Source organism: Nostoc sp. (assembly GCF_036916985.1).
In the GTDB taxonomy this organism is placed as follows: Bacteria; Cyanobacteriota; Cyanobacteriia; order Cyanobacteriales; family Nostocaceae; genus Nostoc.
In genome coordinates, this window is the sequence record NZ_JBALFD010000066.1 from 33,155 (window position 1) to 50,522 (window position 17,368).

Genomic DNA, 17,368 nt, shown 5'->3' on the forward strand with positions numbered 1-17,368 from the left:
TCAATACAGGAGTTGCCTGAAAAAAGATTATATTCTCATCACTATGATCAGCATATTTACCAAAATATACGCTAGAGCTAATAATTTTTAAAACTGGTGTAAAGTATAAGATTTATAAACATTTACCCATTGAAATTTTCATATTTATCAAATTCAAAAATATTAATCAAAATGCACACAACATCTAAACCCGATCCCATTCGCTTAGAAATATTTAAAAATCTCTATCAATTTATCGCCGAACAAATGGGAATTGTGTTACAAAACACAGCCACATCAGTGAATATCAAAGAAAGGCTAGATTTCTCCTGCGCTATTTTTGACTCATCGGGATTACTAGTAGCAAATGCCCCACATATTCCTGTACATTTAGGCTCAATGAGTGAAAGTGTCCGCAGTTTAATAAACGATAAAGGCGACACCCTAAAACCAGGAAATGTTTATCTATCTAATAACCCCTATAACGGCGGCACACACCTTCCTGATGTAACTGCAATTACCCCTGTATTTTTAGAAAGTATTGAAAATACTCTATTCTCCACTCCCCTATTTTTCGTTGCTTCTCGCGGACATCAAGCAGATATTGGTGGAATTACTCCCGGTTCAATGCCTCCCCACAGCACCACAGTAGAAGAAGAAGGAATTCTTTTTGATAATTTCCTCTTGGTTGAAGAGGTAAATTTTCGAGAAACCGTAGTCAGACAGCACCTCTCAAATCATACTTATCCTGCTCGTAAACCTGACCAAAATCTAGCAGATTTCAAAGCCCAAATTGCTGCAAATGAACGGGGAGTTCAAGAACTTTCTAAAATGGTTGCACAATACGGAATTGATAATGTTCAAGCTTATATGACATTTGTGCAAGCTAATGCTGAGGAGTCTGTGAGACGTGCGATCGCAGTTCTCAAGGATGGCTCATTTACTTATAAAATGGATAATGGGGCACAAATTCAAGTTAAAGTAACGATTCACCCAGAAAACCGTAGTGCTACCATCGATTTTACTGGGACTTCTCTACAACTAAATAGTAATTTTAATGCTCCCAAAGCTGTAACTCAAGCAGCAGTTTTATATGTCTTTCGTACTTTAGTTGATGATAATATTCCTCTCAATGCTGGGTGTCTTAATCCTCTAGAAATTATTATTCCGGTTGGCTGTATGCTCAACCCAACCTATCCAGCCGCAGTAGTCGCAGGTAATGTCGAAACTTCTCAAACCATTGTGGATGCTTTATATGGTGCTTTGGGTGTTATGGCTGCTTCCCAAGGAACGATGAATAATTTTACTTTTGGTAATGAGCAATATCAATATTATGAAACTATCTGCGGCGGTTCTGGCGCAGGAAGTGATTTTGATGGCACTGATGGTATTCATTCTCACATGACTAACTCTCGTTTGACCGATCCAGAAGTTTTAGAAACCCGTTATCCTGTACTTTTAGAAAGCTTTAGTCTTCGTCCCGATAGCGGTGGCAAAGGGAAATATTCGGGTGGTAATGGAGTTGTTCGCCGCATTCGATTTCTAGAACCGATGACAGCTAATATTCTCTCTAGTCATCGGCTTGTTCCTCCCTTTGGATTAAATGGTGGGGAAGCAGGGAAAGTAGGACGCAACTGGATACAACGTCAGAATGGAATTGCAGAAAATTTAGACAGCACAGCAACAGTAGAAATGAAAACTGGGGATGTTTTTGTGATAGAAACTCCTGGCGGTGGTGGATTTGGTAAATTCTCTTAGTTAAACCTCGTCTACCTTGAGAACGGTAGTTTTGTAGGTTGGGTGAAGCGATAGCGTAACCCAACTTAACAATTCAAAATTCAAAATTCAAAATTCAAAACATTTCAGATGGGGATTTAGCGAGAAACGCGGTCTTGGGCTTTGCCCAAGTGGAGCGATTTCTCAAGACAAACCCCGACTGAAATGGGTACTACATCTAGATGTAGGGGTCTTAAACCCCTTAATTTACGATAAAATTTGGTGGTAATGTTGGGTTGCGTTTCACTCCACCCAACCCACATAAATATATCTTTTAAAAAACTCTAGGTTTCAACATAGATGAGGTTTAGTATTATTTGAGATTCTCAAAACAGGGTTTTAGGAAGTAATCTAAAATCCAAAATCTAAAATCTAAAATTGCTATACGCTGGCTTCAACTTCCCTAGAAAATCGAGCATAGCTGAAACCACATTATCCGGCGACTCAATCAAGAAGCCATGACCACCACGTTCGATAATTACAAGTTCAGCATGGGGAATACCTTGAGCAAGTTGCTGGGAAAATTTAAGCGGGGTGAGAATATCTTGTTTACCAACCATAACTAAGGTAGGACAATGAATTTGTTGGAGGCGGTCTATTGTGTCACTGCTGAGAATGGCTTGGCTGTGATGATAAAGTGAATGAGTTGCAGGTGGGAAAGGATATCTGATCGCAAATTCAATCAGACCTTCGATCATGTCAGGAATTGAGTAGAAAGCATCTGTAAATATCCAGGGCAATATGACTTTTTCATAAAGTTTTAGGTCTACATTACTAGGAAGTTCGCCCCAAGTCTCGATAATGCTGTTGAATAAGGCATCACCCTTTGCCAAAGATGAAAGTAGCATCAGACTTTTTACCTTTTCAGGGTGTGCTAACACTAGCTCTTGGGCTATCTGACTACCCATTGAATGCCCTGCTAGATGCACTTGATCAATTCCGATGCGATCGAGTAAGGCTGCAACATCACCAGCCATCTGCTTCAGACTATAGGGGCTTTCGGGAGCAGAACTTCTCCCCATACCTCGGTTATCCAAGCGAATGACTTGATACTGCGAAACCAGCGATGGCATAATCAGTGACCAATAAGCATGATCGCAAAGAAAGCCAGCTATTAATAGCAAAGGCTCACCCGTTCCCTTAATGTCGTAGAACAAATCAATCCCGTTAATCTGAACCTTGGGCATAGTAAATAATTCTGCTAAACCTTATTTTTAAACAGGGATAGACAAGGCTCAACTCCTACGTCTTGAATTTCTCATCCACCGGAATTTGATAGCCATTGGCGAGGCGATTGGTCATATTGGCTGTAGCTGCGATCGCCATTAGTTCCCCGAACATAGTATCATTCATACCCTTGGCACGTGCTGCTGCTGTGTGCGAAGCGATGCAGTACTCACAGCCATTGGTTGCACTCACAGCAATATAAATCAGTTCGCGCATCAGTGGATCGATCTCACCAGGGCTAACCATCACTTCCTTTAAGGCTTGCCACGTTCGTTGTAGTGTGGGTGGATGGTTAGCTATCGCTTTCCAGAAGTTATTAATGTAGTCATTCTGACGTGTAACGCGGATGTCGTCATACACTGCACGTACTTCGTCGCTGGCTTCTTCGTATTCGATCAGCTTAGTCATGTTTTAATTCACTCTAGACAATTATGAGGCAGGGGTCAGCAGTAAATAGTCATCACACTTTATCGTAAATTAAAGGATTTAAGAACCTGCAATCTACATGTAGCACCCATTTCAGTCGGGGTTTGTCTTGAGAAATCGCTCCACTTGGGATGCATCCCAAGACCGCGTTTCTCGCTAAATCCCCCGTTAGCGCTAGCGTAAAGCCTTCTCTACGAGAGGCTCCGCCAACGGCATGGCAACGCTATGAGCGACGGAGGAGCGTCAGTTGCTACAACGCTCTTAACTTATGGCTTGGCACTTCTCTTCTCTACGAGACGCTACGCGAACGTCTGAAATTTCTTTAATTTTGAATTTTGAATTTTGAATTGTTAATAGTATCCTTCTGAGGCAGATTTTGCCTGTGTAGCCGCGATTTTCAATCGTCGAGGCAAGTAATAAATTAGACTTTTCAAACAACCTCTTAGCAGGTCGGGAAGCACTATATTCAAAGCTTAATTACTATTGACACAACGGATTTTACTTTAGCTTGTTATAAAAAACATCATATCTTAACACTCAATGAGCCTAAAGAAGAAGTAGATATAAATCTATCAAGATGATGACTAAAAGAACAAAAGTCAAATTTACGTAGGAATTATTGTAAATAAAATGACTCAACCTAATAATCAGACTACCCTTCTAGAGGAAACAGATTCAGGGACTCTCATAGCTCAGGCTGGCACCGCAGGAAACACATGGCAAGTCTTGTCGTATAAAGCCCCAATCCTACCCATACATGCCGCCCTATTTCATACTGGTAAAATATTATTTTTCTGTGGCTCAGGTAACGATCCTAGTCATTTAAATACTCCATACAAGAGTGTGTTATGGGATGTAAATGCGGGAACTTTTATCTATCAAGCGCCTCCATTGAATAGTAATAATCAACCTATTGACCTTTTTTGCGCCGGTCACTCCTTCACCCCCAATGGGATGTTAATGGTTGCGGGTGGAACTCTGCAGTACGATCCATTTTATGGTTTACCCAATGCTCTGATGTTTGATCCCATTGCTGAAAAATGGATCAACATGCCATCAATGAATAATGGCCGCTGGTATCCTACTCTGTTAACACTAGGCAGTGGTCGGATATTAGCCGTGTCTGGCCTTGGTATAGATGGCAACCTCAACCAACAACCAGAAATTTATTCTCCAACATTTGCAAATGGTTGGAACGCTTTTCCAAGAACTAGCGCCTTACCGCAATACGCGCAGCTATTTCTACTAAGTAATGGAAACGTCTTTTATTCCGGTGCTCAAATGGGTGGCACTTCAGTGGCACCAAGGATATTAACCCTGCCAGGGACATTTACACAATCCATTACAGAACAAGTGGTGCCAGGGTTGCAATTCCCAGATTGTGGTAATCAAGCTGCCAGTGTGCTTTTACCACCAGCACAAAACCAATCAGTAATGATTATAGGTGGGGGTAATACTACTTCTAGTACTGAGGGTAATACTAGTCCTAATGCGGCAATAAACAGGGTGAATATTGCCTTGCTAAATAGGCCTAACCCAACTTACTACCCGTCAAGAAATCTACACTATGCTCGGATGCATCTGAGCGCAGTTTTATTACCCGATCGCACAGTGTTTGTTTGCAATGGTAGCCAAATGAATGAGAACACAACACAATCAATGCTGCCAGCAGAAATCTACAATCCAGTCACAAATACCTGGACAGTAGTAGCTAAACAAAATGTCCCCCGCGTATATCACTCGGTAGCCTTGCTCCTACCAGATGGTAGGGTAGTCACAGCTGGAGGGAACCCTCAACGGACTGTCGATGAACTGCGATTAGAAATCTACAGTCCTGCCTACATGTCGCGATCGCGACCAATTATTCAGAGTGCCCCTCAAGCATTGAGCTACGGGCAGCAATTTACAATTCAGACACCCCAAGCTGCGAATATTCAATGGGTTAGTCTGATTAAACCAATGGCACCTACCCATTCCTCCGATACAGAACAAAGGTTAGTGGATGTACCCATTAATTTTAGGAATGCCACTTCTCTCAATGTCACACTAACAAACAATCGAAACATCGCACCACCAGGCTGGTACATGCTTTTTATTAGTGACAATAATGGCACACCATCAGTAGCAACCTGGACGCAACTATCTTAGCCTTACCTGTTTATATTCACACTGCTACCTAATAAAAGTCATTAATTCTAGGAAGGGAAATATGGGTTACAAGCTCTCACGTCGCCAGTTTGGGCAGTTGGTACTTGCTGGAACTGTAGTCTCTGGGTTTAGTTATCTAACTAACAAAGTCTTGGCGCAAACACCGAGTTTAAATATTGTCGGTATAGGTTCTACCTCTATCCCTACTGATCCAACGGCTATTCCAGAAGTAAAGGCCACTGAATCATATAACGCTCACCAAAACAGTGTAACCACAGATATTAACCGTGTAGGACTTGTTTTGCGATACTTAACTACAGGAAGTACTCAAGTAATTGCAGATAACGGTAAGCCTTTATTAGAATCTAATGAAATATTGAATGGCTTTACTTCTTTAAGGGATGGCACACTTGTTGTAGCCATTACTCCTGTTACGACTAGTAGGAGAAAAGCGACACCTACTCGCCTGATATTTTTGGGTGGTGCGTCTGTAAAAACTTTGAGAGTCTCAGGACTTAATGAGAATCAACAGCTTGGGAGCTTGCTAGGCACTAATGATGGGCGACTCATCGGTTTAGTAGGTAAGAAGAACGGTACACCACCGATCACATTGGTAGATATTGATCTTCAAACAGGAGTCATAAGTCCTCTTAGTCAGATTACAATCCCGAACGATGAGCGGGTTAGCAATCTAGCTGAGTGCCCAGATGGAAATTTCTATACGTCTTTACTTGGATTGAATGGTGAAACAAGTCTGGTACAACTAGGCTCAAATCAAGAAAAGCCGATTGTACTGGCACAATTGAAAGTTGATGGTCAAGCATGGAATAATGGCTTACAAAACTTAGTTTGCTCTGGAACAGGGCAACTCCTCGCCTTTGGAGCTATGAGGTATAAGCCACCTAATGCTGTGTATAGCATCGATAAAAAGAGTGGAAACATGACTCGGCTAGAAAACTTTGATGTTACCCAGATTGCGCTTGCTCGTGGTTAAAAGGAATTGAGTTAGTAGCTAGCAAAAAAGTGCCAAGCCCTCAAAGTAATACGAGGGCTTTCTATTGCGATCTCTATTGTGAAATCGAGGCTACAGCTTCCGGTTGATAGCGGATGCCTGCTTGCTTAAAGCGATGTAAAACTTCACCCAAGCGATCGCAGTCGGCAATCAAACTGATCCTGACGTAACCCTCACCTGCAACCCCAAAGGCATTACCTGGAGTCAAAACAACACCAGTTTGCTGCAACACATTCAGAGCAAAATCTGTGGAACCAACGCCAACGGGACATTTTACCCAAAGATACATTGTCGCCTTGGTTTTGGGGATATCCCAACCCAACTCCCCTAACCCATGAATCAGGAAATCACGGCGGGTGCGGTAGCGTTGTTGTACCTCGTGTAAATACACATCTGGCAGTTGTAAAGCTGTTTCGGCTGCTGTTTGTAAGGCGGCAAAAATACCGTAATCCAAGTTAGTTTTCAGTGTCCGCAAACCTTGAATTACATGGCGATTACCCACCACAAACCCGACGCGCCAACCAGCCATATTGTAGGTTTTAGATAAGGTGTGAAATTCCACACCAATATCTTTCGCACCAGGAATTTCTAACAAGCTGGTGGGTTGATAACCATCAAAAGCTAACTCGGCATAACACAAATCATGCACCAGCAAAATTTCATATTTACGGGCAAAGGCGACGATTTCTTCAAAAAATTCGCGGGGGGCAGTGGCAGCAGTGGGATTACTGGGATAGTTGAAATAGAGTATCTTTGCTTGTCTTGCAACCTCGTCAGGAATGGCAGCTAAATCAATTAACCAGTCATTCTCTGGTTTGAGAATCAAACTGTGGATTTTGCCGCCTGCGATCGCCGGTCCCCGAAAATGTGCGGGATAAGCGGGGGAAGGAACTAGAACTAAATCACCAGGGTTAACGTAGGCGAGTGCTAAATGGGTTAATCCTTCTTTAGAACCCAGCAGTGGCAAAGCTTCGCTATCGGGATCGAGAACCACACCATAACGGCGATGATACCAGTTGGTGATGGCACGGCGGAAACTAGCTGTGCCCTCAAAGGGCGGATAACCGTGATTAGCGGGATCTTTCAAAGCAGCGATCGCCGCTTCTACAACTGGTGCTGGTGTTGCACCATCGGGGTTTCCCATACCCAAATCAATTAAATCTAACCCTTGTTCCCGTGCTTTAGCTTTGAGTTCATCTAAACGGGCAAATACATAAGGTGGTAGTTTTTGTATGCGTTCTGCTGGGACAATCCAATTTAAACTCATTCTTCAACCTCGTCACTCATTCCCTTGGGCGAAACTCGATTTGTCGTATCTCTACTATCTATAGGTGCAGTGGTAGAAACCATTGCTGCCATCAACTGTTCCAACGCGACTTTAAACGGTAGTCGATGGATGTCAGAATTAGGAATTAGCGCAATTTCGGCGGCTGTTTGCAACTCGCCTAATGTAATATTGCCCAATCCCAAATCACTTAATTTTTGGGGTAGTCCAATTTCTGTGTAGAACTTTAACAACTGTTGTCGTGCTGATGCTGCTAATTGATTCCCTTGGAGCATTTCTTCTAAACGCAGTTGCACCAAAATCCCAAAAGCAACTTTTTCGCCATGAATACTACCATGCCCTGAAATATGAGTTAAACCGTTATGCACGGCATGGGCGGCAACTGTGCGACACTGCGCCCCTCCAAGTCCCCCAACTACCCCAGCGAGTAAAACAGTTGCGTCTACAACTTCTCGCCAAACTTCACTACCTGGTTCTTTTAGGGCGGCGGCTGACTTTTGCAAGAGGATATCTCGCAAAACTCGCGCTTGTTGCACTGCGGCAATAATTAAAGTGTCTTGCAAATGTCCACTGCTAACTGAGGCTTCATACCACTTAGCGATCGCATCACCAATTCCGGCTATTAAAGTATGTTGGGGTGCAGTTTTAATTAAGTCATAATCGAGAATCAGTAAGTCGGGACAACGAGATAACCCAACATCATACAGAAATGCCCCATCTTCCGAATAAATATTCGACAAGGCACTCCAAGCTGCACAAGTAGCCCCGGAAGTCGGAATTGTCACCACTGGCAACTTTAACTGGTGCGCGACTAATTTCGCTGTATCTAAGGCTTTGCCGCCACCAACACCGATAATTACATCAGCTTTATGTTCTTTCGCCGTTTTCTGTAAAGATTTCAGACTAGCTTCGCAGCAATCTGCACCATAAGAAGCTTGAACAGTATGTAGTTGTTGCGCTTCTAAAATGGGTTGTAAATTTTCTTGGCTGATGGCGAGAGTAGACTTACCTGCCACAATTAAGGGACGACTTCCTAAATAGGCGATCTCTGCTGCGGCTGCTTGCAACACCCCAGAACCACGGATTACTTTTGCAGGGGAAACTGTCAGCGTCAATAATGAACTAGAGGTTTGAGTAGACAAAGAAGGTTGAGTAGAGATTTTATTGGACATATAATCTAGTTTGCCAAAACCTTGATATTTCTTAATTAAATAGACTGGTAATCAGGGATACTTGTTGCCAACCTTACACTGACTCATCTACATTTGAGCCAAGTAATGAAATAGACAAAGCCCATTGCCGACGACTGATTGAGTAGTTTGACGACGTTGCTTGAATCTATAAATGTCCATTAACCTGAAATTCCGAACTATCAAAGTTTTGAATAACTGTATAACTAATTAACATTACCATTGTCAGATTCTCAAGAAAAGCAATTGAGAATTGATAATGTGTAAGTGGTCATGCTATTTGATGGAATCCTGAGCTACAGATACATAATTAGGGGTGTGCGACTATATGCCGCGACAACTGATTGATTTACCGCAAAGACTTGTGAAAATGGCAACAGTGGTAATTAGGACAACAACTAACAAATCACAACTGTCAGTACCCATTACCTGCACGCTGATTAACCTTTTACCACAGTATAACCACTAAAGTGTGAATATCTTAATCTAAAAATAACCATTAATGTATCAGTAAATACAAAATAAATTTTGTCATCCTGATAACAGGTAAATTAATTTTTTCTCTGGGAATTGGGCATTGGGGATTGGGCATTGGGGACTGGGGATTGGGGACTGGGAATTAGGAAGAATTTCTCCTCCTCTGCTCCCCTGCTCCCTGCCCCCTACTTCTTAAGCAGTCGGTTTTGGTAATTGGGCGAAATTTTCTGTGTAAATTTTGACTGTTACTGGGGAATTTTGATGAGAAACGAGCGATCGCTTGACCTCTCCCAAGTAAACTGGTACAGAAATCCCTTTTTCTGGGTGGATAATGGTACGGGCGCGAACTGTCAAATTTTCGTCTTCTCGTGTACCAGAACGACCATAAGAAAAGAGATTACTAGCTGCTTGACGTAAAGTTGCTTCTAATTCTGTGGGTGTAATTTTGGGTGATGTGGCAATCACCGCTTGCGTTGACCCATTGTCATAAACTAGAGTGTAACGTACTGACCCTGGAATCACAGTCCGACTCAAGGGCACTATTGAGAGTGCAAATAAACCACTAGTCAGCACCACCATAAAACCAGTCGCACCCACCAGCCGAAAGCGAATGCCCCATTTGAGAACAAAAGCCAAAAATGTTAAGGCAGCAAATACTAGGGTAGCTATACCCATCCATTGGGTGTATTGAAGAAAGTTAGCTGTTGTGAGCATAAGATTGGTTAGTGAGGTGTCTTTTCTGCGTTACCGACACACCCATTTTACCGAGAGCTTACACCGATTATTTGTGAGATTGCATAGTTCTCCAAGAAAAACGTAGCCAAAGCTTATAACCATAGCTAAAAAACACATCATCACTCCGTTAGAAAGTAATGCAATTTTGTTCGGTTGTAGTGAATAAAGCTAGGAAAGAAATTGCTTACAGCAGTTTTCATGTATTGGAACCACATCTGTCATAAGGGCACACCATTGCTCATTGGTGGCAACTTAAGCTGAAACTCCTTTAAAACCTCGTTTCCAGCCTCCGGCTGGAAATGATTCTCTTGGCGGCTCTACCGCCAGCAAGGGAAGCGGAGCTTTGAGGACGGCATTCCCAGTCGGAGACTGGGAACGAGACATGTATTTGATTTTATCTTAGTCCGCGGAGGCGGACTTTGCCTGTGTAGCCGCGAATTCCATTCGCCAAGGCTTTTCTAGAAAAGTATTGGTTCACCAGAAACAATATGGGAATTTTGAGATATCTGCAACCTAGTTTGAATACTATCAATGATTGCCAACCAATCAGCATCTCTGTTCCATTTTGAGTCAATCCGGGTTTTAGTCGCCGCGTCGTAGAGATTACAAAAAACCACATTCTCTTCTCCAGCAGTTGCAGCGATAATCAGGGGCTTGGAAAAGTCTTGGACTAGCGATACAGCTAACAAAAAACTTTTGGCAAAGTTCGTTTCTATTCCAGTCCTAACAACATAAATTTCATCCGCTCTAACAACGATATCTAATTTAATATTGTCCTTATCTTTAAATTCTTTTGTCGTTAATTTAAGTTCGGATATATAACCAGTTAGTCCTTTCTGTTGTACAGGAATAGTCATTTTATTATTGATATCATAGTTATACCAAAGATATGACTCTCCACTTAATTCTCCTTTCTTCACATATAAATAGATAGGTTCTGGCGGGTTACAAAGACCTAGTTTAACTTCAGTAACCATGTTTTACATTCCTTGATGAAAGATAAAAATTTTTCAGAGATACTGTAAAATTAAATATTTTTTAAATTATGTTTAACCAAAGAAAAATAATAAATATACAAAAGGGCATCTACAAGAGATGCCCGTCATGCAGGAAAACCCCAAAGGGTTGTCCCTACACCTTCCCAACAATCAGCAACAGTGACTAATTAGGTATTAGTCACACTCACAGTCACAGACGTGAATATAGCAATATTAGTAACTTAAAACGCTAGATGTCCCCAGTGCATACACTGAAAAAACTCATAGCTAATTTTGATGAGATCCCAGCCTGTCTTTTTGACTATAGCGATCTATTACTCCACAAATGGCAGCCACAATTAACCATGAAAGCGCATTCAAACGAAAATCGAAGAGGGTGACATCTACTGTATTTAATAAAATCCACCCACTAAAAGCCAGAAGATAACTGAAAAATATCAATCTGTCCCCTGTATTTAGATATTTTGATTTTTGCAGTAATTGGACACCTGTAATCAAAATCCAAGCTAGTAAGCCACAAAATAACAAAGCATTGAGAAAACCAGTTTCAGCAGATAACATCAAAAACAAGTTATGGGGATGACCCAAGGGAATCTGCATCTTTGCGTTGTAAAGTGTACTAAAACTGCGTAATCCCCAGCCAGTCAAAGGATGTTGTTGAGCTAAAGACCAGGCAAACTCCCACTGAGTTTTTCGCATCAAAGCGACTGGTCTATCTGGATACATATCGTCATTTAACCTAGCCCAAAAGAATGCAGGCACTACCCAGCGAAAAATGTGAGCGACTGGTGAGGGAGCAAAAGCTGCCAAAAGCACACTAGAAACGATCGCAGCAACGCCACCGACAAGAATACGCCAACCTTGGTAGAGTGCATAAGCTAAACAGGCAAAAATAGCGATCGCCCATCCGTTACGCGAGTTGGTGAAAATCAAAGCAATGAAATCCGCAATTACCGCTACTGTGAGGAAGAGAAAGGGGACTGGGGATTGGGGGTTGGGGACTGGGGACTGGGGATTAGGGATTGGGGACTGGGAAAGCAGAGGAAAAGTTGCAGTAAGTCTTTCCCCTCTGCCCCTCTGCCCCTCTGCCCCTCCGCTCCTCTGCCCCTCTGCCCATTGTTCAAGCCACAACCCTAGACCAAGGATGAAAACTATTGTTAGATAAGCTGCGAAGGTGTTAGCGTGCAGGAAAAATGAGGCGATACGACCTGGGGGGTTTCCTCCTGGTCTGACTGTCCAACTCAACACAACCCACAAAATCTCGAACTTAAAACTCCAGCCTAAAAATAACTGTCCGAAGCCGATAATTACTACTGGCATGGAACCGATTACCAAAGCCCAAGCCATTTGCCGCAATTGGGCAAATGTTTGAATTAGAGCGCTATGGGCAGCGAAAAGTAAAAAGAATGGTAAGAAATTAAATAAGCCGAGGAAAGCTGCTGTTTTTTCTTGGGCAAAGCCAGCACTTACAATCAGCAACACACTCAAAAGGGCAAATCCCCAGTTGATGGGGCGGCGATTAATTTTGCGGGATTGTTTCAGCCAAGTGATTAATGAAACAAAACCTACAGTCACAGCCCCTACTAAAGGACTCAATGGGAAGATTAACAGTGCCCATAGAGAGTAGTTCCAAGAAGATTGCCAACGAGATTTGAAATAGTCAAAAACCTTGTTCAAGCTGGCTCCCAACATTCCTCGCGAGTGAGGCGAATTTGAGCTAAGGCAAAGATAGTAGGGATGATTCGACCATAGTTAGTAGCGATCGCTCTCCATCCTAAATCCGCAAAAAACCAAGTCCACATGATTGGCCCAATTACAGCAAACATCGTGCGGGCTGCCCCATAACGAGCTGCACTCACTGTCATACCCCGTTGCGCCATTTGCATTGCTACATAGCTTTGGAATTGCGTTGCAGCTGCTTCTGAGCCTGTAATTGCCGCTTGTTTGGCTACTTCATAAGTAGCAAAGTGGATGGCAAATTGACGGGCAATTTGCTTAAGTACAAATGGCTGGAGAACAGCAGTAACGGCGATCGCACTACCGCCTTTGAAAAGCAACCCCAAGGGGTCAGGCTGCAATAAAAGTGGTAGCGGTTCTTTTAGTTCTGATGTGATCAGGTGACGCTGCACCCGAAGAGTCAATTTCTGTTTTTCCTGTTCAGGTAATTTTTTCCACACCTGTCCTAGTAGATGTAAAAATACTTCTGCTTCTAAATCAATAGTTGCCAGCTGATTAGAATAGGGAATTTTTAGATACTTACATACTTGAACTAACGCTTGTCGGTAAGTTACCTGGCCTGTGCGTCCCCGTAATACCGTCACCCCATCTGCCGCCAAAAACCGGAAGCGGCCCTCTAGTGAATCTAACCAAGCTTTGCGGTCTTGGCTTTGAACTTCGATGGGTTCGGGTGTGTGTACATAGTCTAGGGGATTGAACTTACGACTAAATAGAATTGCCGTTAAGTCTTGCAATTCTTCTTCGGTCGCTAACTCTAGCGCCGCCCTCATTTCATCCAATTTCCCATCCTCCCTTCCGTGCAGCTTTCTGTACCTTATTCTACTATTAGCTTTCAGCAGTCATTAGTAATAATTTTGTCCTTTGATGATAACGAATAACTAATGACCAATAACTAATAACCAATGACTAGGGACTATTGACTCATGACTGATATTGCAGTAATTGGTGCCGGAATCGCCGGTTTAGTCTGCGCCCAGCAATTAAGTCAAGCTGGATATTCGGTGGTAGTGGTGGAAAAATCGCGTGGTTTGGGAGGAAGACTAGCTACACGCCGCCTGCATGGAACTTGGGCGGATCATGGGGCTTGTTACCTGAAGCCAAAGGGTGAATTGTTGGGACGTTTTGTGGAAATCTTGCGATCGCGCCATATCCTCGAAATCTGGACAGAGGAAGTTTACGAACTCACAGCAGGCGCTTCTATATCTGAACCTAAAAACCTCAGTCCGCGTTATGTTGCGCCTGGGGGAATGAGTGCGATCGCTAAATCACTCGCTCCCGGTTTAGAAATATTACTGAATCAGCGTGTCATTGCTATTACTCCAACTCCCGAAAATAGTTGGTGTCTGACTCTGGAATCTAGTAACGAAGAATTAACTGCCAAAGCTATAGTCCTTGCCATTCCTGCACCCCAAGCTGTGATGCTATTGGAACCTTTGGGTGAAAATGTATTTGATGCAGTTTTTCTTGATAACTTGCGTTCTGTAGAATTTTATCCTTCAATTAGTGCGATCGCTGGATATCCTTCTACATCCCAACCCCTCCCCCAGTGGAGAGCTTTAACTTTTGTAGATGATGCTGATTTAGCATGGATTGGTTTGGACAGTAGCAAGCGTCCTAACCCTCAACAACCACATTTTGTATTGCAAAGTAGTGCTGATTTTGCCCAACGTTATTTAGAATCAGAAAATTTACAACCTGCTGGAAAGATGATGTTGCAACGAGCAGCTGAATCTCTATCTCTTCCTTGGCTGAATACTCCCGAATGGATGCAGGTACATCGTTGGCGTTATGCCTTTCCTAGCCATCCTTGGCACGAAGCTTTTTTGTCTGCTGGAACTCCTTTACCTTTAGTTTGCTGTGGTGATTGGTGTGGCGGCAATCTTGTAGAAGGTGCGATGCTTTCTGGATTAGCTGCGGCTAATGAAACTAATAATCAGTTGCGTCATCTACCTTTAGACAATGTGAATTTTTTAAACATTTTTGCCCGATCTTTTAATCTATCGCTAGACTGATTTTGCACTATAGCAAGTCGCGATTTTTCTGACTTACTAAATCAAAGTGCAACCAGTAAGTTTTTTAGATAAAACAGCAAACTTTGCCGCAAACCTAAAAAGTGATGTAAATTACCAAAAAAGCTTAATTTCATGAAAAACTTGTTTCTCATTCAGGTTTTTTATTGCCGTTAACCTTGATCCCTTAGCATTGATGCTGCGTTTTATGTAGATTTCTGCCAAAAAGGCAGAAATTTGAAATAATTAGGATTATAAATATAAAACGTCGGTAGCTTGCCAGCTTATGGATGCTGTTTTAATAAAGTTATATTGTAAAAAAATATAAAACTACCTAAAATAAGCAAAGTCAAATGTCTGACATTTTACCAAGATAAAAGGCTAGTTTCAGGGTCTATTCCATCTATCAGTTGAATTACTTCTAACTGATTGTCATAACGACGTTGCCATCTAAAAAAGTTATTTTCTCCACCAAGCATTGACTTGATTCAAAAAGGAGTTTAAAAATCATGAAAACAGTAGTCAATTTAACACAAAAATCAGTAGTAGAAGAGATTGAAAGCGTTTTGGATACATATCCATTTCATCCATATCAACAAGCCTTTACGATTCCTGAGTTACGCCAAGAGCTAATTACTTTCGTCCTCAACCGAATTCCTTCTTTTTACAGCGTGATGTCTGACAGACAGATTCCGTTAGCTGAGGCTGAACAAGGAAGCTTGGCTTATTACAAATTGCCTCGTAAACCCTTAGAGCAGCAACTACATTTACAGAATTTGATTCACCAAGGCATTTGTTTAATCGTTCAAGAAAAGTCAGATTGGATTGGCAATCATCTTTGTGAAACAGTTGAACCAGCTTGTGAACCTTCTCACTGGTTTGGTTAATAGTTTTAACAAGATTTGGCTCTCTACTGAAATATAATCATGTCCGCAGTTAATTTTTGAATATTGAGCTAATCCCATGACTAAAGTCAGTGAAAAAGACGTGGGATTAGCTCAATATTTTTTGTGAAAGCGTAACCGACACTATACTAGGACTTACGCACTTTACACATTGATGTGAAAAGTCAGCTTGTTAAACTAAAAGTCTTACCCTGCCTCGTTCCCAGGCATAGCCTGGGAATGCGATCTAGTAGGCTCTGCCTACTTGTTTGACGGGAGGCAGAGCCTCTGATAAGAGCATTACAAGGCTCTGTCTTGTAACGAGAGGTATTCTACAGTTGGATGTCTTTATCAATCCGTAAGTTGTATATACGTAGGATTAGGGATGAAGATTAAAATAATTATTTCCTAGTCCTCAGTACCTTTTTTAGTCAATTATTTTTGATAAAGGATTCAGTATATTGCTCTTGAGGTGTAAACTTTGACAATTAGTAAGTTCAAAGGAAATTCCCAGGACATGAAAAAAATAACTGCTTTAATGCTGGTAAGTATGACCGTGACTGTTGGGGTGGGAGCATTAACACCCAAAGTCACCAATGCCCAATTATTTTACCCACCAGCCAGCGATCGCCATTCATTAATGGTAATCGGTCAAGGGGCAGTGAGAGTGCCAGCAGATACAGCGGATATTGAACTGGTACTCAGTAGCGGAGGTAGCAATGATGAGTTACAAACGCAACCATCAGCCTTTCCAGAAACTCGCCGACTATCTTCACTGACTTTACTCTTAAATGAAAAAACACCAGCAGAACCTTTACCAAACAAAAAATCTCTAACTAAAGCAACTCTCCAGCCTGTGGTAGATAGCCTAATTGCCAAAGGGATTAGTGCTGATAAAATTCAAGTGCAAATTAACACGAATTCTAGTCAAAACAACGCCAAGATATTGGTTAAACTGGAAAAACCAACACGCGATCGCATCCAGGAAATTGTTGCTACAGCAAACAAATCCACGAGCAAACTTGAAAATATATCTATTAAGAGTGTAGGTGTAGAGTACGCAGTCAATGACTGTCAGGCTTTGCAGAGTTCAGTTTATCAATCAGCGATGAAAGACGCTCAAAGCCGCGCTCAGGCTTTAGCAACAGCTATGGAAGTTAAGCTTGGAACTCCTTCTGTAGCCGAGCCATTTTACACATTATTTTATCCCTCATGTAGCTCTAAAACTGGAGTTACTTTGCCATCATTTGCTAGTTTTTTATTATCACCAGCTTATAATCCAGATGCCCCAGCAGAAGTAGAGATGAAAAAGGATATTTTTGTGACATATACAACCAAATAAGCATATATATTCAGTGTGTAGATGCATTGCACTTTAATTTATCGAAACAGAATTCAGGAGTCAGAATTCATTCTGAATTCTGTACGAGTGGCAGATAGCGCAGCATTAGCGACTCCGCGATAGCGAGTATTCGTACCCTTACA

General features: G+C 42.1%; 16 protein-coding genes. 7 read left to right on the plus strand and 9 right to left on the minus strand.

Annotated elements, in window-relative coordinates:
- Positions 1-171: 171 nt before the first annotated feature.
- Positions 172-1,737 carry a hydantoinase B/oxoprolinase family protein gene (locus V7L07_RS22050; RefSeq protein ID WP_335061022.1) on the plus strand — a complete coding sequence of 522 codons (1,566 nt, stop codon included), beginning with the start codon at positions 172-174 and terminating at the stop codon, positions 1,735-1,737.
- 383 nt (positions 1,738-2,120) lie between these two features.
- Here the strand turns inward: V7L07_RS22050 and V7L07_RS22055 are convergent, their stop codons facing one another.
- On the minus strand, positions 2,121-2,942 hold the full coding sequence (locus tag V7L07_RS22055; protein ID WP_335061023.1) for an alpha/beta fold hydrolase: 822 nt from the start codon (positions 2,940-2,942) through the stop codon (positions 2,121-2,123).
- A gap of 55 nt (positions 2,943-2,997) precedes the next feature.
- Positions 2,998-3,390: a carboxymuconolactone decarboxylase family protein gene (locus tag V7L07_RS22060; protein WP_094350326.1), complete on the minus strand. Its 393-nt coding sequence runs from the start codon at positions 3,388-3,390 to the stop codon at positions 2,998-3,000.
- 648 nt (positions 3,391-4,038) lie between these two features.
- On the opposite strand from V7L07_RS22060, the gene V7L07_RS22065 reads away from it, so the two are divergent.
- The gene (locus V7L07_RS22065; protein WP_335061024.1) at positions 4,039-5,556 is read left to right on the plus strand and encodes a galactose oxidase-like domain-containing protein; all 1,518 of its coding nucleotides are present in this window, start codon (positions 4,039-4,041) and stop codon (positions 5,554-5,556) included.
- Positions 5,557-5,617: 61 nt separating this feature from the next.
- On the plus strand, positions 5,618-6,550 hold the full coding sequence (locus V7L07_RS22070; protein WP_335061025.1) for a hypothetical protein: 933 nt from the start codon (positions 5,618-5,620) through the stop codon (positions 6,548-6,550).
- Between the two features lie 73 nt (positions 6,551-6,623).
- Here V7L07_RS22070 and V7L07_RS22075 read toward each other — a convergent pair whose 3' ends face one another.
- Complete coding sequence (locus V7L07_RS22075) at positions 6,624-7,835, minus strand: aspartate aminotransferase (protein ID WP_334780288.1); 1,212 nt, start codon at positions 7,833-7,835, stop codon at positions 6,624-6,626.
- A complete protein-coding gene (locus V7L07_RS22080) occupies positions 7,832-9,025 on the minus strand; it encodes an iron-containing alcohol dehydrogenase family protein (protein ID WP_335061026.1) in 1,194 nt (397 codons plus the stop codon). Before V7L07_RS22080 ends, V7L07_RS22075 begins: the two co-directional genes overlap by 4 nt.
- Before the next feature lie 346 nt (positions 9,026-9,371).
- On the opposite strand from V7L07_RS22080, the gene V7L07_RS22085 reads away from it, so the two are divergent.
- Positions 9,372-9,512: a hypothetical protein gene (locus V7L07_RS22085; protein WP_335061027.1), complete on the plus strand. Its 141-nt coding sequence runs from the start codon at positions 9,372-9,374 to the stop codon at positions 9,510-9,512.
- A 200-nt stretch (positions 9,513-9,712) separates the two neighbouring features.
- On the opposite strand, the gene V7L07_RS22090 is transcribed toward V7L07_RS22085, so the two are convergent.
- From V7L07_RS22090 to V7L07_RS22110, 5 genes are all read right to left on the minus strand, one after another.
- Entirely contained in the window at positions 9,713-10,234 is a 522-nt protein-coding gene (locus V7L07_RS22090) for a Ycf51 family protein (protein WP_335061028.1), read from the minus strand.
- 273 nt (positions 10,235-10,507) lie between these two features.
- Positions 10,508-10,639, minus strand: coding sequence for a hypothetical protein (locus V7L07_RS22095; protein WP_335061029.1), 132 nt, complete (start codon positions 10,637-10,639; stop codon positions 10,508-10,510).
- Positions 10,640-10,713: 74 nt separating this feature from the next.
- Positions 10,714-11,232 carry a hypothetical protein gene (locus V7L07_RS22100; protein ID WP_335061030.1) on the minus strand — a complete coding sequence of 173 codons (519 nt, stop codon included), beginning with the start codon at positions 11,230-11,232 and terminating at the stop codon, positions 10,714-10,716.
- A gap of 288 nt (positions 11,233-11,520) precedes the next feature.
- A complete protein-coding gene (locus V7L07_RS22105; RefSeq protein ID WP_335061031.1) occupies positions 11,521-12,945 on the minus strand; it encodes an O-antigen ligase family protein in 1,425 nt (474 codons plus the stop codon).
- Entirely contained in the window at positions 12,927-13,769 is an 843-nt protein-coding gene (locus tag V7L07_RS22110; RefSeq protein ID WP_335061032.1) for a hypothetical protein, read from the minus strand. Before V7L07_RS22110 ends, V7L07_RS22105 begins: the two co-directional genes overlap by 19 nt.
- Before the next feature lie 144 nt (positions 13,770-13,913).
- On the opposite strand from V7L07_RS22110, the gene V7L07_RS22115 reads away from it, so the two are divergent.
- The 3 genes from V7L07_RS22115 to V7L07_RS22125 all read left to right on the plus strand — a co-directional run bounded on the left by V7L07_RS22115 (position 13,914) and on the right by V7L07_RS22125 (position 17,225).
- A complete protein-coding gene (locus V7L07_RS22115) occupies positions 13,914-15,002 on the plus strand; it encodes an NAD(P)/FAD-dependent oxidoreductase (RefSeq protein WP_335061033.1) in 1,089 nt (362 codons plus the stop codon).
- 506 nt (positions 15,003-15,508) lie between these two features.
- Complete coding sequence (locus V7L07_RS22120; protein ID WP_335061034.1) at positions 15,509-15,886, plus strand: hypothetical protein; 378 nt, start codon at positions 15,509-15,511, stop codon at positions 15,884-15,886.
- 514 nt (positions 15,887-16,400) lie between these two features.
- Positions 16,401-17,225 (plus strand): SIMPL domain-containing protein, encoded by an 825-nt coding sequence (locus V7L07_RS22125; protein WP_335061035.1) that lies wholly within the window; start codon positions 16,401-16,403, stop codon positions 17,223-17,225.
- The last annotated feature ends 143 nt before the right edge of the window (positions 17,226-17,368 follow it).